Source organism: Argonema galeatum A003/A1, from assembly GCF_023333595.1.
GTDB lineage: Bacteria > Cyanobacteriota > Cyanobacteriia > Cyanobacteriales > Aerosakkonemataceae > Argonema > Argonema galeatum.
The window spans coordinates 7555-31531 of sequence record NZ_JAIQZM010000013.1; the positions used below are offsets into that span (position 1 = coordinate 7555).

General features: G+C 45.6%; 24 protein-coding genes. 16 read left to right on the top strand and 8 right to left on the bottom strand.

The genetic code is table 11. The features are described from left to right. Positions 1-225 (bottom strand): hypothetical protein (locus LAY41_RS15390; protein ID WP_249099372.1); only part of this gene is annotated, 225 nt, incomplete at its 3' end. Between the two features lie 46 nt (positions 226-271). Between LAY41_RS15390 and LAY41_RS15395 the strand changes: the two genes are divergently transcribed. After that, a complete protein-coding gene (locus tag LAY41_RS15395; protein WP_249099375.1) occupies positions 272-1093 on the top strand; it encodes a sulfurtransferase in 822 nt (273 codons plus the stop codon). Between the two features lie 184 nt (positions 1094-1277). Here the strand turns inward: LAY41_RS15395 and LAY41_RS15400 are convergent, their stop codons facing one another. Then, positions 1278-2768 carry a porin family protein gene (locus LAY41_RS15400; protein ID WP_249099379.1) on the bottom strand — a complete coding sequence of 497 codons (1491 nt, stop codon included), beginning with the start codon at positions 2766-2768 and terminating at the stop codon, positions 1278-1280. A 291-nt stretch (positions 2769-3059) separates the two neighbouring features. Here LAY41_RS15400 and LAY41_RS15405 point away from each other — a divergent pair, with 291 nt between their 5' ends. After that, on the top strand, positions 3060-4568 hold the full coding sequence (locus tag LAY41_RS15405) for a FecR domain-containing protein (RefSeq protein WP_249099381.1): 1509 nt from the start codon (positions 3060-3062) through the stop codon (positions 4566-4568). Positions 4569-5112: 544 nt separating this feature from the next. Here LAY41_RS15405 and LAY41_RS15410 read toward each other — a convergent pair. Next, on the bottom strand, positions 5113-7506 hold the full coding sequence (locus tag LAY41_RS15410) for a serine/threonine-protein kinase (RefSeq protein WP_249099384.1): 2394 nt from the start codon (positions 7504-7506) through the stop codon (positions 5113-5115). 947 nt (positions 7507-8453) lie between these two features. On the opposite strand from LAY41_RS15410, the gene labA reads away from it, so the two are divergent. Next, positions 8454-8972, top strand: a complete 519-nt coding sequence (gene labA / locus LAY41_RS15415; RefSeq protein ID WP_249071361.1) for a low amplitude/bright protein LabA — start codon at positions 8454-8456, stop codon at positions 8970-8972. 89 nt (positions 8973-9061) lie between these two features. Beyond that, complete coding sequence (locus tag LAY41_RS15420; protein ID WP_249099387.1) at positions 9062-10681, top strand: 2-isopropylmalate synthase; 1620 nt, start codon at positions 9062-9064, stop codon at positions 10679-10681. Positions 10682-11082: 401 nt separating this feature from the next. On the opposite strand, the gene LAY41_RS15425 is transcribed toward LAY41_RS15420, so the two are convergent. Further along, a complete protein-coding gene (locus LAY41_RS15425; RefSeq protein ID WP_249099390.1) occupies positions 11083-11694 on the bottom strand; it encodes a Uma2 family endonuclease in 612 nt (203 codons plus the stop codon). Between the two features lie 98 nt (positions 11695-11792). Here LAY41_RS15425 and LAY41_RS15430 point away from each other — a divergent pair, with 98 nt between their 5' ends. Then, a complete protein-coding gene (locus LAY41_RS15430; RefSeq protein ID WP_249099393.1) occupies positions 11793-12110 on the top strand; it encodes an antitoxin family protein in 318 nt (105 codons plus the stop codon). Further along, complete coding sequence (locus LAY41_RS15435) at positions 12104-12571, top strand: type II toxin-antitoxin system VapC family toxin (protein ID WP_249099397.1); 468 nt, start codon at positions 12104-12106, stop codon at positions 12569-12571. Before LAY41_RS15430 ends, LAY41_RS15435 begins: the two co-directional genes overlap by 7 nt. A gap of 121 nt (positions 12572-12692) precedes the next feature. Here LAY41_RS15435 and LAY41_RS15440 read toward each other — a convergent pair whose 3' ends face one another. Further along, on the bottom strand, positions 12693-13160 hold the full coding sequence (locus LAY41_RS15440) for an NYN domain-containing protein (RefSeq protein WP_249099401.1): 468 nt from the start codon (positions 13158-13160) through the stop codon (positions 12693-12695). A 477-nt stretch (positions 13161-13637) separates the two neighbouring features. On the opposite strand from LAY41_RS15440, the gene LAY41_RS15445 reads away from it, so the two are divergent. After that, a complete protein-coding gene (locus LAY41_RS15445) occupies positions 13638-15080 on the top strand; it encodes a RecQ family ATP-dependent DNA helicase (RefSeq protein WP_249099404.1) in 1443 nt (480 codons plus the stop codon). A 116-nt stretch (positions 15081-15196) separates the two neighbouring features. On the opposite strand, the gene pheS is transcribed toward LAY41_RS15445, so the two are convergent. After that, positions 15197-16201, bottom strand: coding sequence for a phenylalanine--tRNA ligase subunit alpha (gene pheS / locus LAY41_RS15450; RefSeq protein WP_249099408.1), 1005 nt, complete (start codon positions 16199-16201; stop codon positions 15197-15199). A 318-nt stretch (positions 16202-16519) separates the two neighbouring features. On the opposite strand from pheS, the gene surE reads away from it, so the two are divergent. From surE to LAY41_RS15475, 5 genes are all read left to right on the top strand, one after another. After that, positions 16520-17326, top strand: a complete 807-nt coding sequence (gene surE, locus LAY41_RS15455; RefSeq protein WP_249099415.1) for a 5'/3'-nucleotidase SurE — start codon at positions 16520-16522, stop codon at positions 17324-17326. 254 nt (positions 17327-17580) lie between these two features. Then, positions 17581-17967, top strand: a complete 387-nt coding sequence (locus tag LAY41_RS15460) for a hypothetical protein (protein ID WP_249099418.1) — start codon at positions 17581-17583, stop codon at positions 17965-17967. 152 nt (positions 17968-18119) lie between these two features. Then, a complete protein-coding gene (locus LAY41_RS15465) occupies positions 18120-19172 on the top strand; it encodes a dipeptide epimerase (protein ID WP_249099422.1) in 1053 nt (350 codons plus the stop codon). Positions 19173-19765: 593 nt separating this feature from the next. Next, positions 19766-19975, top strand: coding sequence for a type II toxin-antitoxin system HicB family antitoxin (locus tag LAY41_RS15470; RefSeq protein WP_249099425.1), 210 nt, complete (start codon positions 19766-19768; stop codon positions 19973-19975). A gap of 229 nt (positions 19976-20204) precedes the next feature. Beyond that, positions 20205-21245: an N-acetyltransferase DgcN family protein gene (locus tag LAY41_RS15475; RefSeq protein WP_249099429.1), complete on the top strand. Its 1041-nt coding sequence runs from the start codon at positions 20205-20207 to the stop codon at positions 21243-21245. Between the two features lie 145 nt (positions 21246-21390). On the opposite strand, the gene LAY41_RS15480 is transcribed toward LAY41_RS15475, so the two are convergent. Beyond that, positions 21391-21552: a hypothetical protein gene (locus LAY41_RS15480; RefSeq protein WP_249099433.1), complete on the bottom strand. Its 162-nt coding sequence runs from the start codon at positions 21550-21552 to the stop codon at positions 21391-21393. A 95-nt stretch (positions 21553-21647) separates the two neighbouring features. On the opposite strand from LAY41_RS15480, the gene LAY41_RS15485 reads away from it, so the two are divergent. The 3 genes from LAY41_RS15485 (at position 21648) to LAY41_RS15495 (ending at position 22620) form a co-directional block, all read left to right on the top strand. After that, on the top strand, positions 21648-21794 hold the full coding sequence (locus LAY41_RS15485) for a hypothetical protein (RefSeq protein ID WP_249099437.1): 147 nt from the start codon (positions 21648-21650) through the stop codon (positions 21792-21794). 30 nt (positions 21795-21824) lie between these two features. Further along, positions 21825-22022: a DUF2283 domain-containing protein gene (locus LAY41_RS15490; RefSeq protein WP_249099440.1), complete on the top strand. Its 198-nt coding sequence runs from the start codon at positions 21825-21827 to the stop codon at positions 22020-22022. A gap of 388 nt (positions 22023-22410) precedes the next feature. Next, positions 22411-22620, top strand: coding sequence for a hypothetical protein (locus LAY41_RS15495; protein ID WP_249099443.1), 210 nt, complete (start codon positions 22411-22413; stop codon positions 22618-22620). A gap of 19 nt (positions 22621-22639) precedes the next feature. Here LAY41_RS15495 and LAY41_RS15500 read toward each other — a convergent pair whose 3' ends face one another. Further along, a complete protein-coding gene (locus LAY41_RS15500) occupies positions 22640-22876 on the bottom strand; it encodes an NfeD family protein (RefSeq protein ID WP_249099446.1) in 237 nt (78 codons plus the stop codon). A 271-nt stretch (positions 22877-23147) separates the two neighbouring features. Here LAY41_RS15500 and LAY41_RS15505 point away from each other — a divergent pair, with 271 nt between their 5' ends. After that, positions 23148-23948, top strand: a complete 801-nt coding sequence (locus LAY41_RS15505) for an Rpn family recombination-promoting nuclease/putative transposase (protein ID WP_249099448.1) — start codon at positions 23148-23150, stop codon at positions 23946-23948. The last annotated feature ends 29 nt before the right edge of the window (positions 23949-23977 follow it).

The window sequence follows — 23977 nt, forward strand, 5'->3', positions numbered from 1 at the left end:
CTTCCTCCGTTGCGGGGGAGAAGACAGAAGCAGAATTCCTTCTCGTCCTTCTCCTCTTCCTCCGTTGCGGGGGAGAAGACAGAAGCAGAATTCCTTCTCGTCCTTCTCCTCTTCCTCCGTTGCGGGGGAGAAAGACAGAAGCAAAATTCCTTCTCGTCCTTCTCCCCTTCCTCCGTTGCGGGGGAAGGGGTTGGGGGTTGGGGGTATCATCTGGGTAAAATCCATATCTCGCTTTCGCTAGATCGCCACTAGAGCTTTACACCAATATCCAATGACTGAAATTCCATTTGTAGTTTCCCCACAATGGCTGTCCGAACACCTCGACGATCCGCAAATTGTAATTGTCGATTGTCGCTTTTCCCTTGCAGATACAGAATTGGGACGCCTACAGTATCAGACAAGTAACATTCCAGGCGCACACTATCTCGACCTCAACCGCGATCTTTCCTCGCCAGCCGCTAAACATGGCGGACGACACCCTTTGCCAAACCCAGTCGAATTAGCGCAGAAGTTAGCAGCAATTGGGATTAATTCCCAGGAAACTCTAGTTGTCGCCTACGATGATTCCCGCTTTGCCTTTGCTTCCCGTCTGTGGTGGTTGCTGCGCTATCTGGGACACGACAAAGTTGCTTTGCTTGACGGTGGCTGGAAGTCATGGGTATCGGCTGGTTATTCGGTCACAGATGCGCTTCCAATACCCAAACCGGGCAAATTCTTGCCAGAGGTGCGATCGCACTTTGTCATAGACATTGACACCGTAAAAGGCCGCTCTTACCTGCCAGAAGTCGTGTTAGTGGATTCGCGGGAGAGCGATCGCTACCGAGGCGAACGAGAACCGATCGATCCTATTGCCGGACATATCCCCAGTGCCGTTAATTATCCCTGGCAAGATGTCACCGATGAAGTTGGCAGGGTGTTACCCGTTACAGAGCAAAAACGCCGCTGGTCAAGCTTAGAAAACGCCCAAGAGATTATAGTTTACTGCGGCTCTGGCGTTACTGCCTGCGTAAATTTATTGTCTTTAGAAATAGCTGGAATTCATACCGGAAAGCTCTATGCCGGTAGCTGGAGCGATTGGTGTTCCTATAGCTAGGGGCTAGGGAAGAGGGGCAGAGGGGCAGAGGGGCAGAGGGGCAGAGGGGCAGAGGGGCAGAGGGGCAGAGGAGCAGAGGAGAAATTTTCTTGACCACTGACCACTGACCAATGACAACTGACCAATGACCAATGACCAATGACCAATGACAACTGACAACTGACCACTGACCAATGACAACTGACTAATCAAAAATTTGCCAATCCACACTGTAAGTAACGCTGAAAAACAAGCTATCAAAATCAATGTTTGGCTCATTAGAATTGCCCAAAGTTGCGCCACCCTGGACGTTAATCTGGCTATCTCTAGATAAGCCATAAGTTAAGCGACCGAGTAAACGGTGATACCGATCTAAGCGATCGCGCTTTGTAAAATCAGAATAGCTAAATTGGTAGTCCATACCAACCTGCAAATTCGGCTGAAAATAGTAGCTCAAAGAAACCGACAAGTAATTGATAACCCGACTGCGGCTATCTGGATCGGCAAAACTCAGACGAACATCGTAGAAATAATCTAGCGCTAGCTTTCGAGTCAGCCAGTCTCGTCGCGAAAGGGTCAAATAGACGGAATGCTCGTTCAAAAAGCGATCGCCGTTACTTGCCCTAAAATATTGTTGATTGCTCCAACCAATTTCGCCAAAAGTACGAGGCGCAATGCGCTGGCTAATACCGGCTCTGAATCTCACAAAATTATAATCGAACTGCGATTCATTGAAGTAGCGAATTAGATAACCATCAATTGATGTGCTTAAATAAGTCCCCGGTCTCAGCTGCGGTACCGACCACAGGGTTAAGCTAGGAACAAACTGACTATCTGCGATCGGATCGACCCCGGAAAAAACATTGCTCGTGTAAAAATAGCTGATTCGAGGTACTACGTGCAATACTGGCTGAGGCTGACGTGGCGGCACTCTCCGCTCTCGCAGGCGCAGCCTTCCCAAATCCGGATCTTCCTGAGCCTCAGTCGGCTCCGACTGTTGCTGTGTCGGTGCAGGCGGGGAGTTAGGAGGCTGTCTTGGCTTTACTTGCTGACGGGGTTGTCCCGTTGGCTGCTGTACCCGATCGGAGTTATCAGCCGAGATAAAATTAGGCCATACTTCAAAAGTGGCCGGTATGTCTGGCTGCGTATCTGTATCGGATTGCTCCTTGACGATCGAGATTTCTATACTTGGCTTCCCTAAATCTGCGGCCCAAGAACTAACCCCTGGAATAATTACCGCTGGCGGCAGTTGCTTATTGAGCGTGTCATCATTAGGCGCAAGTTGCTTCACATCTGGGCTAGTGGTATCCTCTGAAGTGACAGGAGAGTGTGTCCGCAGCATGAGCGGCGTTATAGGCGTCGTCACCGATGGAGTACTTGTCTGAGCCATAGCACGCAATCCAATAGAAGACCAGACTGCACTACCAGAGACTAACAAAATCCATAAAGCGCGATTTCGCCAGCTTTCCCGCAACTTCGATCGGTCTTGCTTGCAAAGCGATATATTGCCTCTCATTTCAATCCCTAAAAGGGATTCAAGGTCATTCACTGGTATCGACGAGAATTGTAACCTTAAAGTCCTAACGATTTCAGATCCAATCAGTATAAAAGTGCTAGCCTTTGGGAAGGGTTTGCTTTTGAGCGACACCGGGGCGTAGAGCGATCGCTGGCAGGAGGTGTATCGATCGAAAACCATAAGTTTAGCGTCAAGTTTTGTTACAGTACATGATGAATGCACCGCAATCCCACCGACATAATCGCATCAAATTCACAATCAAGATCTATTTATTCAGAAATAAGCAATAAAATCATTAAAACAGTTATTTTAGCTTCTTAATTCAGGATATCTCCTTTTTACTGCTCCTTACTTCGCCTTATCCTCCTTATGAGATAAGGCGTTTCAGTGGCGATTTTGTAGCATTGAGGTCAAGGGTATGCTTTTGTCAGCTGTGGTATGGGTTAAAAATTTCTGCGTTGGGGACGATCGATGTCTCACAAGTTAGTTCTGCTTCTGAGCTTAATTTTATGGAGCGTAATGACGCTGCCTCTACCCAAAGAGGTAAGTGCCGAAATGCCTTTAAATAAAGGCGTTATTCAGAGTCTACGCAACCTCGTTCGGCTAATTCCGCAAAATCAAACAGGGCGTCCTGCCCGTATATCCGATCCAATGAACCCTGGAGATTCTTTGACCACTGGGAGAGAATCTTTAGCAGAGTTGCGCTTCAACGACGGTTCTTTGGCAAGAGTTGGCGCACAAGCGGTATTTCAATTTCTGCCAAATACACGAACCTTGAGACTGTCCAATGGCACCGCACTGCTGCTCATTCCGCCCGGACGCGGTACGACGCGAGTGCAAACCCCCAATGCCAGAGCAGGAATTCGAGGTTCAGCTTTATTCGTGCGCTACAACCCCGACACTAACACCACAGTAGTAGGAGCCCTGACAAATAGCAACATCGAAGTATTTAACCAGAATGGTTCCCAACGCGAAGGGCTGCAAGCAGGACAGCTTGCAGTAATTATTAAAGACAGAATTGAACGTATATACGATTTTGATATCAAAACCTTTTATGAAACAAGCGACCTGGTTAAAGGACTAAACCTGACTCAGCCAGGTGATAAAGCCAATCCAGATGCGGCTATGGCAGAAGTTCAAGCTGAAACTTCTGCGGCTGTGGCAGCACAGGCTCCAATCACCGGCGAAGGCGTGATTGAAAACCCAGCTTTTGTCCAGCTGCCAGCCGGTTCATCAGATTTGCCTGGTGGTGGGAATAGCATTGATAACCGTCCAGATACATCCTGGCCCGATCGAAATTTTCGATCGCAGGACAGCCCAAACCCGTTAAATACCAACCCAGCTTTGCAGACTCCCCCACTAGAGGGCGGAGAGATTCTGTCAAATCCGAACAGTCCCCCACCACCAGCACCACCCCCACCACTAGCACCACCAGCACCACCCGCGCCACCCGCGCCACCACCCGCGCCACCGGATAATCCCGCGCCACCCGCGCCAGCACCAGCACCCGCGCCAGCACCAGCACCCGCACCAGCGCCACCGGATAATCCCGCGCCACCACCCGCGCCAGCGCCACCACCAGCACCAGCGCCACCGGATAATCCCGCGCCACCACCAGCACCAGCACCAGCGCCAGCGCCACCGGATAATCCCGCGCCAGCGCCAGCGCCAGCACCAGCGCCAGCACCAGCGCCAGCACCAGCGCCAGCGCCAGCACCAGCGCCAGCACCAGCACCAGCGCCAGCACCAGCGCCAGCACCAGCACCAGCGCCAGCACCAGCACCAGCACCAGCGCCACCGGATAATCCCGCGCCACCACCCGCGCCGCCGGATAATCCCGCGCCACCACCACCAGGTCCAGGTGGTAATGGCAATGGTAATGACCGAGGCAATAATCCACCAGGTCCAGGTGGTAATGGCAATGGTAATGACCGAGGCAATAATCCACCAGGTCCAGGTGGTAATGGCAATGGAAGGTGAGTGAGGTACACAGAAACCGGGTTTCTGAGGTGTAGTTCAGGCAACTGAAAACTGCTATAAATTGTGATTTTTCGTTTGTAAATTATCGCTTTCAGATGACCAATAACTAATGATGCCTAACGGCAAAAAAACAACTGAATATAAATTTAAGTGCTGAAACGGAAGTGATATAGCTAGGGACTAAGATTGCTAGAGGCTAGGGGAAGAAGGGGCTCTTCCTCAAGGGTTTGGTGGAATTATACAAAATCCGGGATAAAAACCCCCGTTATCCATAAGTTGGGTGAAGCATTGCGGTAGAAAGGCTTTGGCTCTTGGGAATACACTTATTGCCGCAATGCTTCACCCCTACACTTCACACTATAAAGGGGGTAAATAACCCGGATTTGGTATTACTCCCTTCGGGCCAGAAGATTATCTATAATTCTTTTTTCCCCCCTGCTCCTCTGCTCCTCTACTCCTCTGCCCCTCTGCGGCCTCATAGATATTCTTTGAGCGGAAAAGGAGTAAGAACGTCCTAACTGCCGAGAAGGTTGCTATAACTACTCTAATTCTTGTATCCTTCGGTCTCTTCCAGAGTATCAAGGGTTTCAGATTGATCTGACCAGGCTTTTGTAGGATTGTCATATTCATCTTCAGATGTGCTATGGATAGGCTGAGGTGTCAAAGACAAAGAGTCACTATAAAATTGGGTTAACTTTAGGAGTGCTTCTCTGACTTCTGATGCGGATTGATATCGTTGATGAAAGTCGTATAGCACCATTTGGCTTATAATTACAGCCAGTTCAGGTCTGATTTGTGTTTTATGCTTCCAGAGGAGTTCTCCCGTTTTAATGTCTTGCTGTAACTGATTTGGTGATAGTCCGGTCAAGGCTTTAATGGCAGTTATTCCGACTGCATAAATGTCACTATTTGGTCGTGGACGACCGGCGGATTGTTCGGGAGGGGCATAACCTTGGGTGCCAATTCCTACTGTAAAGCGACTTTGACTGTCACTTTCAAGCAGTTGTGTGTTAATTTCTTTGACGGCACCAAAGTCAATCAGCACAAGCTTGTTGTCTGAGTCCCTTCTAATGATGTTGTTGGGTTTAATATCCCGGTGGATGACACTGTGACTGTGGACAAATTCTAATATTTCTAATAGTTCCAGCATTATATGGATAACTTGGGCTTCGGGGAGTTGTTTGCCTAGTAGTAATTCGTGTTCTAGAGAATGGCCTGGAATAAATTCTTGGACTATATAAAATTCGTCGCCTTCTTCAAAGTAGGCAAGAAGCTGAGGGATTTGTTTGTGTTGGCCTAGTTTTTCTAGTGCTTCTGCTTCTCGCGGAAATAAGCGTTTGGCGAGTTCTAAGTGTTTGGGATCGTTGGTGGCAGGTTTGAGATGTTTGACAACGCACAAAGGTTTGCCGGGGCGCTGGCTGTCTTGGGCTATATAGGTTTCGCCAAATCCTCCGGCACCCAAAACTTTGATAATTTGGTAGCGGTTACCAATTATTTTGTTGGATGTGTCTGTGTTTTGGATGGGGAGTAAGTCTTGTAGGTCGTCTTGTTGGCTGAGAATTTCTTGAACAATTGGTGAAGTTGCATAGCGCTTTAAGATCTGGCGTAGTTCTAGTTTTTTGATCTTTTGACTGGCGGCTTCGGTTGTGAGGTAGGAGAAGCCGCCCAGGACGATCGCAACCACGGGTACTGCTGTGGGCCAAATTAGCTGACCGTAAATAAAGGTGAAGTAGCTAATGCTTCCCCAGGCTAAGGCGATTCCCATTGCCCAGCCGAAACGATTTAAGGCTCGTTTTTTTCTGCTGAGGAAAACTGCTGTGCCCAGAACTGCCGCGAAGACGAAGAGACCCCGGATCGGTGAGTTGGGAATTGCTTGTCCGATCGCTTTACCCTGCATTAAGGTGGCGATCGCATTAGCATGAATTTCAATGCCTGACATAGGCTGAGAATATATCCAGCTTTGGGAAAAGGGTGTCTTATGAAAATCGTTGAACTCGCTGGCAGTTGGCCCAATCAGCACAATTTTGTCTTTGAACTGTTCTCGAACGGTGTTCCAGTTACCAGGATCTAGCACATACCAGAAGGGAATGGCCTTAAATGTGCCAGGAGAACCGTAGAAGTAAAGATGATCTCCTTGAGGTGGCGGATAAGTTATCCTAGCTGCTTGCAGCGCTGCCTTATCAAAATCAAAGGAAAGTATTTTTACTTGCAAGGCATCAAAACCCTGGATCTGATTTTTGTATTTCTCTGCTAATAGCTTTGTGTATTCGGTGGCAAAGCGATGAATTTTGCGATCGGGCTCCAGCGGGTAATTAATCGAGCCAATGGACATTGGTTCTGTCCACAAGCCGGAGTGAGGGGAGGCTAGCTTGGTTGACAAGCCTTGTCGCGCCTCGATATCTTCGTACCAAGCGGCTAAAGTGACACGACCTGCATAGCGCTGTAATGTCTTTCGTAACCGATCGTCGTCTGCTGCTCCATCGCGGCTATGTGTGTCAAACACAACGTCCACGGCAACAGAACGCGCCCCTGCTGCCATCAGGCGATCGATAACTTGGGCGTAAACGGCTCTTTTCCAAGGCCATCCTTTCAGCGGCTCCAAGTAAGCATATTTTTTCGGATCTGTTGGATAAATTTCTCTACCTTGGAGTAAAGAATCATCGTCGATTGCCAAGATTACGATGTCGTTTGGAGGTGCAGTTGGCCCTCGGAGTTCAAAAAACAGGGTTTGCGTGTTGTATTCTATTTTTTGAACCAGTCCCGAATTGGCAGCTGTAGCAAGTCCTGCTGCCAATGCCCAAGCCCCCATCAGGATATGGCTTAAGCTCCTCAGACGCTTATACTGGCCTGCCGATACCCTTGTTTTCGTTGTTTTGTGGGAATTCGTTGCGGCAGAAGCCTGTCGGTTCGTTGTCGGTAATGAGGGTTCTGGTGCCATATTTCACAAAAAAAACGCCTGCCTTGAGTAGGCGTGCTTTGGGCCCCAGAGAACGGACTCTGGTTTCCAAGGACACAACCGTTCTTGACTGGAGACCCTGTATTTCGGCTGCTGTAGATGCAATGCCATTCAATTTTATACCTAAAATATTTCCCTCTGTAGGCTGCCGGTACACTGGTAACTCGATTTAAAGACCGTAACTATATCAACCGCATAGGCGAATCGCGATCGTGCAGCCGATTCTTGACCTGCACGCACTTTCTGTCCTAACCTGATCTAATCCCACTTTATGCGCTTGTCTATCCTGGATGTAAACCGAATTGCCGATGTTTAAGTAGTCAACAACCCATTTGAGCCATTTATGCCCTTAAAGATACCCGTGATACCAAGACTAAACACAGACCGCTCACAACGTCCGACAAGATCTACTCTCATAGCAAGTCTGTACGAGAATCTAGTAAACTGCTTTAATAAAAGCAAACATGACAAACTCTCCTTTTGACATTCCCTATCATTTAACAAAATCGATCGGTAATTTGTCATTTTTGTCAAGTTACTTCCTGGGTAAGCTGAAGCTGGCCCAGGCAGTGGTCGTTAATGCAAGCAGGATGTCGATAATGCTTTATCGAAGCTACCCTAAAGGGAGATGACACATTAAGTAAATACGTCTAAAGGAGGAAAAAGGACAAAGGTATGGCTAACTAGCCTTAAAGTAACTTAACTTTGAAGGTACATAAAAAAAATATCGTTAGTCCACTGCCAACCCCGTCAAAGTCTAGGAGGCCAAGGAAACTCAATTAATATAGACAATTTCATCGCTTGAAGAAGTTTATCTAAAGGCTTGACAAACAAGTAAAATAAAGGTTATCGGCTTTGTTAAAGCAGAATTTGCTATAATTGAGTATTCCAATTAAATTCTTTTCTACTACTTTTAGGTCTAAGTTTCTATGGCTTACTCAATGAACCGTCTTTCTATTTTTGTAGACGGGAACAATATGTTCTACGCTCAACAAAAAAACGGCTGGTTTTTTGATCCGCGAAGAGTTTTGCAATACTTCACTAGCGAACCAGATACAACGTTGGTAAATGCGTTTTGGTACACCGGCTTAAAAGACCCGCAGGATCAGCGGGGATTTCGGGACGCCTTGATTAGTCTGGGTTACACCGTTCGCACCAAAATTCTCAAAGAATATTATGACGATAGTTCAGGTCGATACTCACAAAAAGCGAATTTAGATATTGAAATCGTAGTTGATATGTTCAACACGGTAGATCAATACGATAAGGTCGTGCTGTTCAGTGGAGATGGTGATTTTGAAAGAGCCATTGAACTTTTACGCTCTAAAAATACGCATATTACAGTGGTTTCAACGGAAGGAATGATTGCGAGGGAACTACGAAATGCCACCGATCGCTATATTGACCTGAATGATATTCGCGAACACATTGAGAAAATTGACTATTAGTTGTCAAAACCCAAATACCTAGTGCCGCTAGGCAAAAGTCACTCATTCAAAAATCCTTCGTTCCTTTTTCCAAAGTCAGTAATCCTGTTATGAAAACTCAAACAGACCGCATAATTATTTTCGATACCACGCTCCGAGATGGCGAACAGTGTCCCGGAGCGACCCTGAATGTAGACGAGAAGCTGATCATTGCGCGGCAGTTGGCTCGTCTGGGAGTTGATGTGATTGAGGCGGGGTTCGCCTATGCTAGCCCTGGAGATTTTGAGGCGGTGCAGAAGATTGCCCAGACAGTAGGGACAGAAGATGGCCCAATTATCTGTAGTTTGGCAAGGGCCATCAAAGCAGACATTAAAGCAGCAGCAGAAGCGATCGAACCAGCGGCAAAAGGCAGAATTCACACCTTTATTTCTACTTCGGATATTCACTTGGAATATCAATTGAGGAAGACACGGGGCGAAGTGCTGGCGATCGCAGAAGAAATGGTCGCTTATGCCAAATCCTTCATCGATGATGTAGAATTCTCCCCAATGGATGCCGCACGCTCCGACCCAGAATTTCTTTACCAAGTGCTAGAGCGGACAATAGCAGCTGGTGCTACAACTGTCAATATTCCCGATACCGTTGGTTACATGACTCCCAGCGAATTTGGGGATTTGATTCGCGGCATTAGGGAAAACGTTCCCAATATCGACAAAGCGGTTATTTCTGTTCACGGACACAACGATTTGGGATTGGCTGTTGCTAACTTTCTCGAAGCCGTGAAGAATGGCGCAAGGCAGTTAGAATGCACGATCAACGGCATTGGCGAACGTGCTGGAAATGCCTCCCTGGAAGAATTGGTGATGGCGCTCCACGTCCGGCGTCAGTATTATAATCCCTTCTTGGGACGTAGCGTTGAATCAGAAGAACCGCTGACCAATATTGATACGCGCCAGATTTATAAGACTTCTCGTTTAGTTTCCAACTTGACGGGAATGTTGGTGCAACCAAATAAAGCAATTGTGGGAGCTAATGCTTTTGCACATGAATCTGGGATTCACCAAGATGGTGTGCTGAAAAATAAGCTCACTTATGAAATCATGGATGCACAATTGGTTGGTTTGACAAACAATCAAATTGTGCTAGGCAAACATTCCGGTCGTCATGCTTTTGGCGCACGCCTGAAAGAGTTGGGATTTGAAGTTTCGGAAACCGATTTGAATAAGGCATTCCTCAAGTTCAAAGATGTAGCGGATAAGAAGAAAGAAATTACCGATTGGGATTTGGAAGCGATCGTTAATGACGAAATTCAACAAGCTCCCGATCTTTTCCGCGTAGAATTGGTACAGGTTTCCTGCGGTAGCAACGCTTGTCCGACAGCAACGGTAACGTTGAGAACGCCAGAAGGTGAGGAACTGACGGATGCTGCGATCGGCACTGGGCCAGTAGATGCCGTTTATAAGGCAATTAACCGCGTGGTGAACGTGCCGAATCAGCTAATTGAATTTTCCGTGCAGTCGGTGACAGCTGGGATTGATGCGATCGGGGAAGTAACAATTCGTCTGAAACACGGTGAGCGAATTTTCGCCGGTCATTCTGCTAATACCGATATCATCGTCGCTTCCGCTCAAGCTTATGTGAATGCGCTAAATCGTTTGTATGCGGCGTTGCAGAGGAAAGAAGCGCAGTCTGGAGAGGAAAATCCGGCTGCTGCGGGTAGGACTGTGTAATACCAAATCCGGGTTATTTACCCCCTTTATAGTGTGAAGTGTAGGGGTGAAGCATTGCGGCAATAAGTGTATTCCCCTAACCAAAGCCTTTCTACCGCAATGCTTCACCCAACTTATGGATAACGGGGGTTTTTATCCCGGATTTGGTATAAGTGTGAATAGCTCGACGAAACGCTAGAAAGCGAATAAATCAAACCAATACGAAGGCACGAAGGGAGAAATTTACTTTCGTGCCTTTTCTGTTTTGCGTAAATAGTTTTTTAGCAACTTGGTATTAGTTTAGTTTGTGGGTTCCTCTTGAGTTATAGCGCTTCGCGCTGGCGTATTTACAAATACTGAATTGAATCTCTGTGTAGCTCAGTGTACTCTATTCTAATCTGTAACTATACCAGTGCGAATCGCTAGAGTTGCTGCATCTGCTGACGAATTGCAGCACGAAACTCTCTTACTGCCACCTTTTGATCTGGATGGTTAACATATATAAGAAAGAGATTAACATCCAAATTAGGTAACAATTGACTGCGGGAAATTTTTTGATCTCCATCTTCTTGCAGGTGATAAATTGACAGTTGGCTGTTCTTCCAAAACCAAGCTTCTTTTACACCCATCCGCCGGAAGATTTCCCGCCGATTCAGAGTGCCGCTGCTAATGATAACTTCAATAACTAAGTCGGGGACTACCTTTTCCTCGCCGATGCAGTAAGACTCATCAGGTTCCCCCGATGCTGACTCGTCTCCTCCCCCCATCGTAGGACTGCCAAGGCGATAGAAGTCAATGCCTGCTTCGTCTAGGTATGTATCAAGCAAGCGACTAATTTGACTTTTTATTTTTTCGTGTTCTTTAGAAAGAGTCAAGATTTCTACTTCCCCGTCCAGGTATGCGGTTCGCACTCCAGGGATATGATACAGGATGGAGCGCAGAGTTTCGTACTGTTGCCAAGTCACCGAAGAGAGAGTGATTCGCTGTTCGGCAATAGTCTTTATGTTAGGAGTCTCTAAGAGTTTGGGAGTCATAGGCGAGTTTTGCGTGCGTGCTTTCTATTGTATGGCTGGTAAAGTGAGAGGTAGGGAAATTGAGCTTAGAATAGTTTTAAGTATTCAAATTCAAAATTATGTCGGAAATTATTGTTGCGGTTTACGAAAACGGTGTTTTGCGCCCCGTCAATCCGGTGTCCCTAACCGAGGGTCAAACGGTGCGACTGCGAGTTTTGCCAGAAGTCTCGTCAGGGGGGCAAAAAAATGATCTGGACGCGGCAGTTCAGACTTTGGTTGACCAAGGAGTGATGAGTCTTCCTCCCAAACACGGTCAAGTTTCACGCGCCGAACTAGCGCGGCGCGAACAGGTGCGGCGCGAACGGATGAAAAAAATGGGGCCAATACCAGGTAAGCCTCTATCAGAAACCATTATTGAGGATCGCGGCCTGTGGTAAATGCCTATTTCCTGGATACCAGCGCCTTGGTCAAAAGGTATATACCTGAAACGGGAACTGATTGGATTTTATCAATTACAGATCCTGCTACAGGTAAGGATTTAGCTATTGCTCAAATTACTTGGGTGGAGGTGCTTAGCGCTTTGTCGCGCCGTCAAAGACAGGGGAGTATATCGGCAGATCGATTTGACTTAACTTTGCAAGACTTTCGCGTAGACTTCGAGAACTTGTACCAAGTTATTGAAGTCGATCGATCGCTGATTGAAATTGCGGGTCAATTAGTCATTCAATATCCGCTACGTGCCTATGATGCTGTCCAACTGGCATCAGCACTGCGCGTCCAATCCCTTCTCGCCTCGCTCCCGGATATTGAATTGGTTTTTGTTACTGCGGACGATCGCCTCATCAACGTTGCTCAGACAGAAGGATTGGTGACTGATAATCCTAATAATTATCCTTGAAAGTGCGATCGCTCTCAACAATAAGCGCCCTTTTACTACGAAAAAAATCCCTGGTTATTAGCCAGGGAAAAAATCAATACCTACGGTTGTAGTTGATTATTAACGAATGGCACTCTGCCTATTATGCAACCAACTGACATAACTCCTCTGCAAAGTGAAATTCATCAGCTAGAAGGATTAGTTTGTAACTCGTTACACCTTGCCGACCAAAAATTATCACTTGCTTTTGATAGCGTTGCAGTTGCCTAACTAAAAAAGCAAAGTCTTTATCCCCAGACACAAGGATGATGATGTCAGGAGACAGACTACTGAAGAGTTCTTTAAGACAGTCAGACTCCAATTGTAAATCCGCACTGTTCTCGAACTCCTCCTGAACATCAATCCGATCAAAACCAACCCCGTCTAAAGCATATTCAGAAGCCGACGTTTCTCGCCGCCAATGAGAGTAGACTTTCTTAGTAATTAGATCTCCTCTCGATTGAGCGAAATCAATCAAGCACTCAGCTCGATCTGGGACTCTGACATTCTCAAAATCCCAATAAATGGAAACTCTGTTTTTCATCGCTTTAGCGTGAGTAATGTTTAACATCACGCATCTGGCGACACCGAGAAGCTTCTTAATTTAATTAGAAGCCTCTTAGCAGAGCTGTATGTGGGATCGCATCCAGATTTAGTACACACTTTTCAGTGGTATCAAATGTGGGGTGATGGCGCACATTTAAGGAAGCAGAACGGCGACTAATCATACAGGGAGAATTAGATAAGTCTTAACCTGCCCGGTAATCCAATTACCGACTATTTTTTTCTAGCCGGGAACTGGATTACCGGGCACAACTAAGCTTACCTACCCATCGCTGCAAGGTAAATCGGTCTTCACCTTCACTAGATAAGGGACATCAGCACACACTTCGCACAATTGCTCAGCGTTCACTGAATACAGACAAAATCACACATCTAGCGCACTTATGGTGCCTTTAGATGCAGTGATTCATGTATAGCTCAAAGACAATTTTTTGTCAAGGGCTCGGCATTCTGATAAAATTATACAATCAACTAACACAGTCAAATGATTTCTAGTAATCCCACATCTTGGCACGAAGTACGCGACGCCTTCCAAAAAATTTGGGGATATGATGATTTTCGTCCACCCCAAGGGGAAATTATTCGCACTTTGCTGTCACAACGGGATGCGATGATTATCATGCCTACGGGTGGGGGAAAGTCGATTTGCTTTCAACTACCAGCACTATTACAAAGTGGGTTAACTTTGGTAATTTCGCCGTTAGTGGCGTTGATGGAAAATCAGGTGCAAGAATTGCGTCAGCGAAAATTGCCAGCGGCGTTACTGCATAGCGAATTACCATCTCAGGAACGGAAACAAACCCTTCTTGCTTTGGAACAACAAAAGTTAAGATTGTTGTATGTATCGCCAGAAACTTTACTAAGTCCGCCAGTGTGGGAAAAGTTGTCTCAACCGCAGTTAAAGATTAATGGGTTGATTTTGGATGAGGCGCATTGTTTGGTACAGTGGGGTGATACGTTTCGTCCTGCTTATCGGCGTTTGGGTGCGGTACGATCGGCCCTTCTCAAGTCTAAACCACCGGGAACTAAAATTGCGATCGCAGCTTTCACCGCCACCGCCGACCCCACAGCCCAAAAAACTATCCAGCAAGTCTTACAATTACAACAGCCAGAAGTCTTTCGCCTCAACCCTTATCGCCAAAATCTCCACCTCAAGATAGAAATTGCTTGGACACCACGCGGACGCAAACAAAGATTGCTAAAGTTTATTCAGGCCAGACCTCAACAAGCTGGGTTAGTCTACGTTCGCACTAGGCGAGATAGCGAAAATTTAGTTGTCTGGTTAAAAGAGAAAGGTTATAATATAGCAGCTTATCATGCAGGGCTGAGTCCAGAACAACGCCGAACTATTGAAGCAGATTGGATTTCTGGAAAAATTCCTTTTGTGGTTTGCACTTCTGCATTCGGTATGGGTATCAATAAACCGGATGTCCGTTGGGTAATTCACTTTCATCCCACATTGCTGCTATCGGAATATGTTCAAGAAATTGGACGTGCGGGTAGAGACGGCAAACCATCTGATGCTTTATTATTAATGAGTGAGCCAACTGGGTGGTTAGATTCAGAAGATAAGCAACGTCAGAAGTTTTTTGAAGATAAAGTGCGATCGCAACAACGAGAAGCCCAGCAGCTAATTCGCAAACTACCTCCCAAAGGAGAAATCAATACCGTAGCCCGTCAGTTCCCCGAAGGGACGACAGCTTTATCTCTACTGCATAGCACAGGTCAGCTTGAATGGCAAGACCCATTTAATTATATCATTCAGAAACAGGCGCAAACCCAACATTCGAGACAATTCAATGCCGTACAGCAGATGAATCGCTACCTGAAAACCCGCGAGTGTCGCTGGAAGTTTTTGTTACGCGCCTTTGGTTTTGGGGTAGAAGCAGAAAATATGCGCTGCGGACACTGCGATAACTGCAAATAATTTCAGATTTGAGATCTTAGGTACGTTGTTGCGCTTCAGCGCTCTTTAAGATAGCGCTGAAGCGCAACAACGTACCTAAGAAGGATCGTCTGGACACGACTCAAATCTGAAATTAATCAGAATTGTCGCAAGAAGCGCAAATCGCTGCTGTACAAACGACGAATATCATCGATTTGGTGAAGAACCATCGCTACTCTCTCTACACCAAAACCGGCAGCAAATCCAGTATAAACTTCCGGGTCGTAACCTACAGCCTTCAGCACATTTGGATCGATCGTACCACAACCCATGATTTCCAGCCATTTGCCTTTCCACTGCATATCCACCTCTGCGGATGGTTCGGTAAAGGGAAAATAACTAGCGCGAAAACGAATCGGCATTTCTTCGCCGAACATCTGTTGCAAAAATACTTTAATTGTGCCTTTAAGGTCTGCGAACGTCAGCCCCTCATCAACTGCAAAAAATTCTACCTGGTGGAAGACAGCCGCGTGAGTGGCATCTACCGTATCTCGCCGATAACAGCGCCCCGGTGCTATAACCCTAACAGGTGGGTCATTTTCTTCCATGTAGCGAATCTGGATGTTTGAGGTATGAGTTCGCAGCAAATTTCCATCGGGCAAGTAGATGGTATCCTGCATATCGCGGGCTGGGTGGTCTGGCAGGAAGTTCAGCGCCTCAAAATTATAGTAGTCGGTTTCCATTTCTGGGCCCGTGGCTACGGTGTAACCCAGTCCGACGAAAATATCTATGGCCCGATCCATTGTGCTGTTGAGGGGATGCACCCGACCTTGGGGACGGTAGACTGGGGGCATGGTGACATCCAGAGTTTCGGCTTCCAGCTGGGCTTGGATTTGCACGGCTTGCAAGGCTGACCGTTTTTTATCCAGGGCAGTTTGCAGGGCTTCCTTGACTTCGTTGGCTAATGCCCCAATGCGAGGACGTTCATCTGGAGATAATTTGCCCAAACCTCCCAATATCTGGGACACTTGACCTTTCTTACCCAGGTAGGCTAGTCTGAGTTCCTCTAAGCGGGGTAGAGTTTCGGCAGATGCGATCGCATTTTGCGCGTCTTGTTTGAGGGCTGTTAGTTGTGCCTCTAAATCGTTCGGCTGATTCGTCATTCGATTTTGGATTCTAGCATTTTAGATTATAGCAATCCTAAATGATTCGCGAAAATCTCTTTCCTCTTCTTTCTTTTCTTCTGGGTACGTAGTTGCGCTTTAGCGCTCTTTGAGCGCTAAAGCGCAACTACGTACCTTAATGATATAACTAGCAACTTACTTTACTATATAATTTTTGTGGTGTAAGGCGAATATGGTAGAGACGGGCGAGACGCCCATCCCACAAAAGTAGTTTAGGGTTGATCCGTTAACCACAATCTCTCACAATCAAAGTGGCGGGATTATTGAAAATGTCAGGATTGCAGAGTATTTGATTTGATGAAATTACTGATAAGTAACGATGACGGTATTTTTTCGGCAGGTATCCGCGCTTTAGCGAACGCCTTGGCAGAAGTGGGGCATGATGTCAGTGTAGTTTGTCCCGATCGAGAGCGATCGGCAACGGGACATGGTTTAACTCTTCACGACCCCATCCGCGCTGAAGTGGTAGAATCGATTTTCCATCCCTCTATCAAAGCTTGGGCTTGTTCGGGAACTCCTTCTGATTGCGTAAAATTGGGACTGTGGGCTTTGCTGGATAGTCCCCCAGATTATGTGATCTCCGGTATCAACCAAGGATCGAATTTAGGTACTGATATCCTTTACTCCGGCACGGTTTCAGCAGCGATGGAAGGTGTGATTGAAGGTATTCCCGGTATTGCTTTTAGTCTTACCAGTTTCGCCTGCCGAGATTTTGAGGCGGCGGCGAAGTTTGCCTGTATGCTACTGGAACAGTTGGCGCAACAGCCTTTACCTCAGTTGATGTTGCTGAATGTGAATGTGCCGCCGGTGAAGTGGGATGCTTTAGCAGGTGTTACAATCACTCGTCAAGGGGTTCGTCGCTATTTCGATGTCTTTGAAAAACGGGTCGATCCCCGTGGCAAAACTTACTATTGGTTAACTGGAGAATTAAAGGAGGATTTAGAACCACAAACACAACCCCATTTACCATCCAACATTCCCACAGATGTAAAGGCAATTCGCGACAATTACATTACCATAACTCCTTTGCAGTATGACCTGACTTCTGGAGTTGGTCTGAATAGCTTACAGGAATGGCACTTGAATTTCCCGAAAATGGGATAGCTAGGCTAGGGACTAGGGGCTAGGGGCTAGGGACTAGGGGAAGAGGGAAGAGGGGAGTGGGGGAGTGGGGGAGAGAATCACCAATCATATCATGTCCGGTTACATCAGTAGTGTAAGAGTAATACTGGAAATTGTCTGTTGCGATCGGAGGTTAAATTTTTACCGCAGATGAAGACAGATAAACGCAGATAAACGCAGATAAAAGAGCAATGCGATCGAACATTATCTCACCAATCACCAATCACCAATCACCAATGAAACTTGAATTTGTACCAGTTGAAGAATTTTATTTCGCCTTGACTTTGGCGGTGAAAAATCTGGAAGATATCGATGAAACTACCTTGGTAAAAGAAGTGGAAACCCGTCTCAAGGAGAAATTCGGTCAGCCTTCTACAGTTGCGGCAGCTAAACAGAACAATTTCAACTATGTGTTTCGCGTTCAAGGTATAGATAATAGTCCGTCAAACGAACTGGTTGTTTCCGTTGCAGACTGGCAAGGAAAATTGCGACTAGGCACCGATTATGGTTGGATGCTGGATGAAAATCGTCACCCAGTTAAGACAGAAAAATTTGCACAACGATCGGAATTTTCAGAAAAGCTAAAAACATATTTAGCGGATTGTCTAGAAGTGAAATTTTGAGAAAATATAAGCAAGTATGGAAAGACCGGATTTCGAGAAACGCGCAAATAAATCATTATTGGTAAGTAGTTGCACTTTAGCGCTAAAGCGCAACTACTTACCAAGTTTCGTTAGATGACTTGATTTTTTTATTGCCTACCTGCTTACCCTTCATGCTGATTCAGATTAAACAATTTACTGTCAATAAACGATTTCCTTTAACTATCAGTCGCGGCACTACCGCCACGACGACAAATGTTTGGGTGGAAATAGAAGAAGATGGCATTGTGGGATGGGGAGAAGCTTCGCCTTTTTCGATCGGGGAACATCGACAAACTACTGAGGCAATTCAAACCGCATTGCAGCAAGTCGCGCCGAGACTAGAAAAGTTTAGTCCTTTGGATAGACAAGAAATAGAAGAATTTTTGATTAAAGCGGATATTCCTTCGGCGGCGCGATCGGCTGTGGATGTGGCGTTACACGATTGGATGGGTAAAAAAGCAGGTTTGCCTCTTTGGCGTTTGTGGGGATTGGATTGCGATCGCATCGTTCCCATCTCTGTTACCGTCGGCATCAATACCCCAGAAGGTGCTAAGCAGCGCGTGCGAGATTGGGTTAATTATATAGATGCGAAGGTGCTGAAGGTGAAATTGGGTAGTCCCCAAGGAATTGAAAGCGATCGGGCCATGTTTGCGGCTGTTCGGTCAGAAGCACCATTTGCTAAAATCAGCGTGGATGCTAATGGTGGTTGGAATTTGGATGATGCGGTGAAGATGTGCGAATGGCTTGCTGAATCTGGCGTGGTATATGTGGAACAGCCTTTGCCAGTCGGACAAGAGAAAAGTTTGTTAGAACTGAAAAAGAAATCTCCTCTTCCCATTTTTGTGGATGAAAGCTGCTTTACCAGCCGCGATATTCCCCAATTAGCAGATTCCGTAGATGGAATTAATATAAAATTGATGAAATCTGGCGGTTTAACTGAAGCGAGTCGGATGATTTATACGGCACGCGCTTACGGTTTGCAGGTGATGTTCGGTTGCTATTCCGATAGTTGCCTATCGAATACCGCACTTTCCCATCTCTCTCCACTTGCCGATTACCTGGATTTGGACAGTCATCTAAATTTGATCGATGACCCTTTCACAGGTGCTACAATTCAAAATGGATGTTTGCTACCGAAGGATTTACCGGGGTTAGGAGTCAGCAGAAGCGAACACAACGGCTGAGTGGAAGCAACCCTTACATAACATAAAACAGTAATTTTGTCAAGTTCGATCGCCAAGTGGGTACTGAAGACACCGGAAAAAAAAGTCATAGTTAAGTGAGAAATTTCGGATTTTGGCGATGCAGTTAAAATAAAAACCACGATAATATAAGGCTTTCAGACTAGGGAAAAACCATATTTTGCATTTTAGACATACTTGCCCTGATTATTATTTCTGTCAAGATACCTCAAATGACGCATTTCCGTCAATAGTTGCTAAAGATTTTCAGTTATTTTTGGGGTAAAAAAAGGCATTTGATTGGAATATACAAACGGAATGAGATTTTGAATAAGCTTGTATTATATAAGATTGCTGGCCAAATGTACAAACGAGAAACTAACGAGTAAACTTATAAACATAGGACTTACGCATTTTATAGCAACCACCAGGGCGATTAAGCCAACTCCAACTGTTACCTTTAGTCCATAATCCCTTACGGAGTAACCTCTTCCCTCTTCCCTCTTCCCTCTTCCCTCTTCCCTCTTCCCTAGCCCCTAGCCCCTAGTCCCTAGTCCCTAGCTATATCGTTATAGTCAAGTAAATATAATCAGCTTGTGAAAATATTCACTGCGATTGTCGAGCGAGATTCTGATACCAACCTCTACGTTGGTTATGTTCCTGGTTTTTCTGGAGCGCACTCCCAAGGAGAAACTTTAGACGAGTTGCAAGAGAATCTCCGCGAAGTAATTGAAATGCTCTTAGAGGATGAAGAAGTAGTATTCAAGACGGAGTTTGTTGGTACACAGCAAATTGTGGTTCATTAAGCTATGAGCAATATTCCCGTTCTGAAGCCACTAAACTTAATGGGTCTTTCGGAATCCGGCCTGCTAATGTTCGTTATGAACATTTTTGTAGGGACACGGCATCATAAATATGTCGGTCATACAAAAGATTTAATTATGCCGTGTCCCTACTACAGCTTATGTGACACGAAAGAACCAGTTTAAGTTAGCGATCGCCATACAATTTGCGGAAGTCCTGAGAGTAAAATTTATGCTTAAATCTAATCACCGGGTAGCGATTTTATTACACGAAGGAATTCACGGCATTCACGGAAAAACCGGGCTAACCTTGTTACGCTACAGCGAAGCGTCAATTGTGGCAGTAATCGATCAGCAATGTGCTGGGGAATCATTGCCAAAACTGACAGGAATATCTCGCGATGTACCGATCGTTGCTTCTGTGGAAGATGCACTTTTATACAATCCAGATGTATTGGCGATCGGCATAGCGCCTTCGGGTGGAATATTGCCAGATATCTGGTTTCAGGAAATCAAACAAGCAGTAGCATCTGGATTGTCAGTAGTAAACGGATTGCATACGCGACTGGCATCTCATCCAGAAATACAGGGATTACTGAAAGAAGGACAATGGATTTGGGATGTGCGACAGGAACCGGCTGGGTTAGGAGTTGGGACTGCAAAAGCGCGATCGCTTTCTTGTCGCCGCGTGTTAACTGTCGGAACGGATATGGCAGTAGGCAAAATGTCAACTTGTCTGGAGTTGAATCGGGCATCACAAAAGCGAGGATTGCGATCGAAATTTCTCGCTACCGGACAAGCTGGAATTATGATATCCGGTGATGGGATACCGTTGGATGCGATCCGGGTAGACTTTGCTGCTGGTGCAGTCGAACAATTGGTGATGCGCTTTGGCGAAGATGACGACATCCTTTATATAGAGGGACAAGGTTCGCTGCTGCATCCAGGTTCCACAGCTACATTGCCACTTTTGCGCGGTTCTCAACCTACTCATTTAATATTAGTACATCGAGCCGGACAAACTCATATTCGCAATCTTCCTCATGTTGTGATTCCACCTTTGTCAGAAGTGATTAAATTGTATGAAATGGTTGGTAGTGCTGGGGGTGCATTTGGGGAAGTGAAGGTAGTTGCGATCGCACTCAATACCGGACATTTGGATGAGGCGGGGGCGAGAAATGCGATCGAGCAAGTTAAGATGGAGACAGGGTTGCCTTGTACTGATGTGGTAAGGTTTGGGGGGGATTTGTTGGTGGATGCGATTTTGAATTGAACCGCAGAGACGCAGAGTACGCAGAGAGAAGAGAGAAGAGAGTTTGTAGGGGCACGGCATCTGGGATATTTTGGGCGAGAGAAAAGGTTTAATTGTGCCGTGCCCCTACACAATGATGATTTCTGGGCGGATGTGGCGACTCGATCTATTGTTCGTCTTTATCTTGTTGCTTTTTGATTCGATATAGGTGAATTGCGATCGCCACACTCGATCCAATTGCTAAAGCGGGACAAAAAGGCCAAATTGTCAGGACGCTGGCGGTAATACCCAGTGCAGTTAAAAAGTCTTGGAAATCTTTGTCTTCCATAGGATTGTACCAACACTCTCGATTTATCAACTGAATTCATTTTGTAAATTGCCAACAATGTCAGCCAGAGGAGATCCTGACGATAAGCAGGAACTTTGGTTGCCTTAACTTATCAAAAAATGGGTGACACCGAAAAAAGTCAGCCAAAATTTCAACAAGCAATTCGACTCTTCACTGAAATGGAAGCACCCAAGCAAGTTGAGAAAGTGCGGCGGGCGATGGAAAATGGGGAAAATCATTAACCGCTGAATTGATAAATATTGGAGACAGCCATGAAAATTACCTACGATTCGGAAGTAGATGTTATGAGAATGATCTTTAACAATTCCCCAATTGAAGAAAGCGATGAAGCAAAACCAGGATTTATCGTTGATTATGACAAGGAAGGAAATATCGTGGGATTAGAAATATTAGATGCTTCTAAACAAATCGATAATCCCCGTTTGGTTGAATATTATATTCCGAAATAATTCATGTAAGGGGTAAATGTAAACACGATTCAATGGCTACGCTTATAGCCCGCCTGCGATTCAAATCGCAGGCTAATAGCTAAAGTCCACTGAAGTGGACTGAATACAAATCTTTCAGTCCGTTTTAACGGACTTTCGCTATTAGCCTCAGACTTGAGTCTGAGGCGGGTGTGGACTCAATACAAATTCTTCATTCCATTAAAACGGACTTTCGCTATTAGCCAGAGATTTTAACCCCTGGAGGGCTTAAAAATAAAACCTTGATTTATCAATTCCCCAAACTTACCGGAACCACAAGCATAGTACCTCACCAAACCCAGAAATAAGTGATATAATTTACTCAAAATTTGCATTCCCTTTCCAAATCACAGGCAATAATAACATTCCCATGAATCCCCTTGACCAAGTGCTAGAAACTGCTTTGCAACTGCCCTACGAACAGCAGGAAATGCTGATCGAAATTCTCCAAAATCGCCTCCACGAAAATCGCCGTGCAAAAATGGCAGCCGATGCTCAACAAACCTTGGCAGATTTCCATGCAGGTAAATTTCAACGCCAGTCAGCACAGGAAGTAATTCTAGCATTGCGCCAGTCTTAAAAATACAACATTATATTTATCAATTCCCCAAATTTACCGGAAGCACAAGCATAGTAATTCCCTGTCTACCAACAACTTTCACAACTTCATCAGGAAAAAGAACAACATCGCAATTAGAATGATAAAATCGAGCAGGCCAATAAGTAGCCAAACACTTAACTCTTCCAGGCTGATTTTGAGAAATAGTCTTTTCCACCGTTCCCATCACCGCTTCTGAAAACATCTCAACTTCTGAAGGCGCAAATAAACTAACCACTGATTACCTCCCTCCCAACTTTTGGGGTAACAGAGTCTAGTTTGCACTTTCCCACCAACCTTAACCAGTGGAGATCCCGAAGTTAAGCCAGAAGATAAGCTTTTGTAGCGAAATTTCCGCAAATGCAGTAACAGCAAGCTTTTCAGCCGCTAGAAGATTGAGCGAACAGAATTAGTCAATTAGCTTAAGTTCCTTAAGTTCGGGATAAAGTCTTTATCTTCCTGACAGCCCTCATATTATAATTAAATAAACCCACCAATTCTCCCAATTCGTGAAAACTGACTCTCTCTTCTATCGCCTATTCCAAAGCTTCCCCAGCATTTTCTTTGAACTTATCAACCGTCCCCCAGAAGAAGCTAATAATTATCAATTCTCATCAGTTGAAATTAAACAAACCGCCTTCCGTATCGATGGCGTCTTTCTACCTGCCGAAGAAGAAGATAACCCAATCTACTTTCTAGAAGTTCAATTTCAACCAGATGCAGAATTCTACTCTCGCTTCTTTGCCGAAATCTGCTTATACTTACGCCAAAATAAACCCCAAAACGACTGGCGTGCAGTAGTTCTATATCCAACCCAAAGCGCAGATACAGGAGATATCAAACATTACCGCGAGTTTTTCGCCAGTCAGCGAGTCAGACGCATCTATCTAAATGAGCTAGACTCAGTAGCAGAGCGTTCCATTGGTATTGGAACTATCAAATTAGTCATTTCCTCAGAAGAAAGCGCCATTGAACAAGCAAGGAATCTGATCGGTAAAGTCAGGGAAGAAATACCAGAACAACTAGCTCAGATGAAAGTATTACAATTGATAGAGACTATCTTAGTCTACAAGTTACCAAACAAGAGTCAAGAGGAGATAGAAGCAATGTTTGGATTGAGTGAGTTAAAGCAAACAAGAGTCTATCAAGATGCTTTCCGGGAAGGTCGTCAGGAAGGCGAGATAGCAGCGAAATTAGAATCAGTACCCCGATTTTTAGCATTGGGTTTAACTGTAGAACAAATAGCACAGGCGTTAGAGTTGGATGTAGAACAAGTAAAGAAGGCGGCGCAACCGCAATCCTCTAATTGAAACTACAGGTGTACACTGTTAAGCTGTGG

Excerpts from the sequence above, each read along its gene's own strand:
- LAY41_RS15395 (WP_249099375.1), top strand. The coding sequence starts at position 272 with ATGACTGAAATTCCATTTGTAGTTTCCCCACAATGGCTGTCCGAACAC.
- LAY41_RS15400 (WP_249099379.1), bottom strand. The coding sequence starts at position 2,768 with ATGGTTTTCGATCGATACACCTCCTGCCAGCGATCGCTCTACGCCCCG.
- LAY41_RS15405 (WP_249099381.1), top strand. The coding sequence starts at position 3,060 with ATGTCTCACAAGTTAGTTCTGCTTCTGAGCTTAATTTTATGGAGCGTA.
- LAY41_RS15410 (WP_249099384.1), bottom strand. The coding sequence starts at position 7,506 with ATGGCACCAGAACCCTCATTACCGACAACGAACCGACAGGCTTCTGCC.
- labA (WP_249071361.1), top strand. The coding sequence starts at position 8,454 with ATGGCTTACTCAATGAACCGTCTTTCTATTTTTGTAGACGGGAACAAT.
- LAY41_RS15420 (WP_249099387.1), top strand. The coding sequence starts at position 9,062 with ATGAAAACTCAAACAGACCGCATAATTATTTTCGATACCACGCTCCGA.
- LAY41_RS15425 (WP_249099390.1), bottom strand. The coding sequence starts at position 11,694 with ATGACTCCCAAACTCTTAGAGACTCCTAACATAAAGACTATTGCCGAA.
- LAY41_RS15430 (WP_249099393.1), top strand. The coding sequence starts at position 11,793 with ATGTCGGAAATTATTGTTGCGGTTTACGAAAACGGTGTTTTGCGCCCC.
- LAY41_RS15440 (WP_249099401.1), bottom strand. The coding sequence starts at position 13,160 with ATGTTAAACATTACTCACGCTAAAGCGATGAAAAACAGAGTTTCCATT.
- LAY41_RS15445 (WP_249099404.1), top strand. The coding sequence starts at position 13,638 with ATGATTTCTAGTAATCCCACATCTTGGCACGAAGTACGCGACGCCTTC.
- pheS (WP_249099408.1), bottom strand. The coding sequence starts at position 16,201 with ATGACGAATCAGCCGAACGATTTAGAGGCACAACTAACAGCCCTCAAA.
- surE (WP_249099415.1), top strand. The coding sequence starts at position 16,520 with ATGAAATTACTGATAAGTAACGATGACGGTATTTTTTCGGCAGGTATC.
- LAY41_RS15460 (WP_249099418.1), top strand. The coding sequence starts at position 17,581 with ATGAAACTTGAATTTGTACCAGTTGAAGAATTTTATTTCGCCTTGACT.
- LAY41_RS15465 (WP_249099422.1), top strand. The coding sequence starts at position 18,120 with ATGCTGATTCAGATTAAACAATTTACTGTCAATAAACGATTTCCTTTA.
- LAY41_RS15475 (WP_249099429.1), top strand. The coding sequence starts at position 20,205 with ATGCTTAAATCTAATCACCGGGTAGCGATTTTATTACACGAAGGAATT.
- LAY41_RS15480 (WP_249099433.1), bottom strand. The coding sequence starts at position 21,552 with ATGGAAGACAAAGATTTCCAAGACTTTTTAACTGCACTGGGTATTACC.
- LAY41_RS15490 (WP_249099440.1), top strand. The coding sequence starts at position 21,825 with ATGAAAATTACCTACGATTCGGAAGTAGATGTTATGAGAATGATCTTT.
- LAY41_RS15495 (WP_249099443.1), top strand. The coding sequence starts at position 22,411 with ATGAATCCCCTTGACCAAGTGCTAGAAACTGCTTTGCAACTGCCCTAC.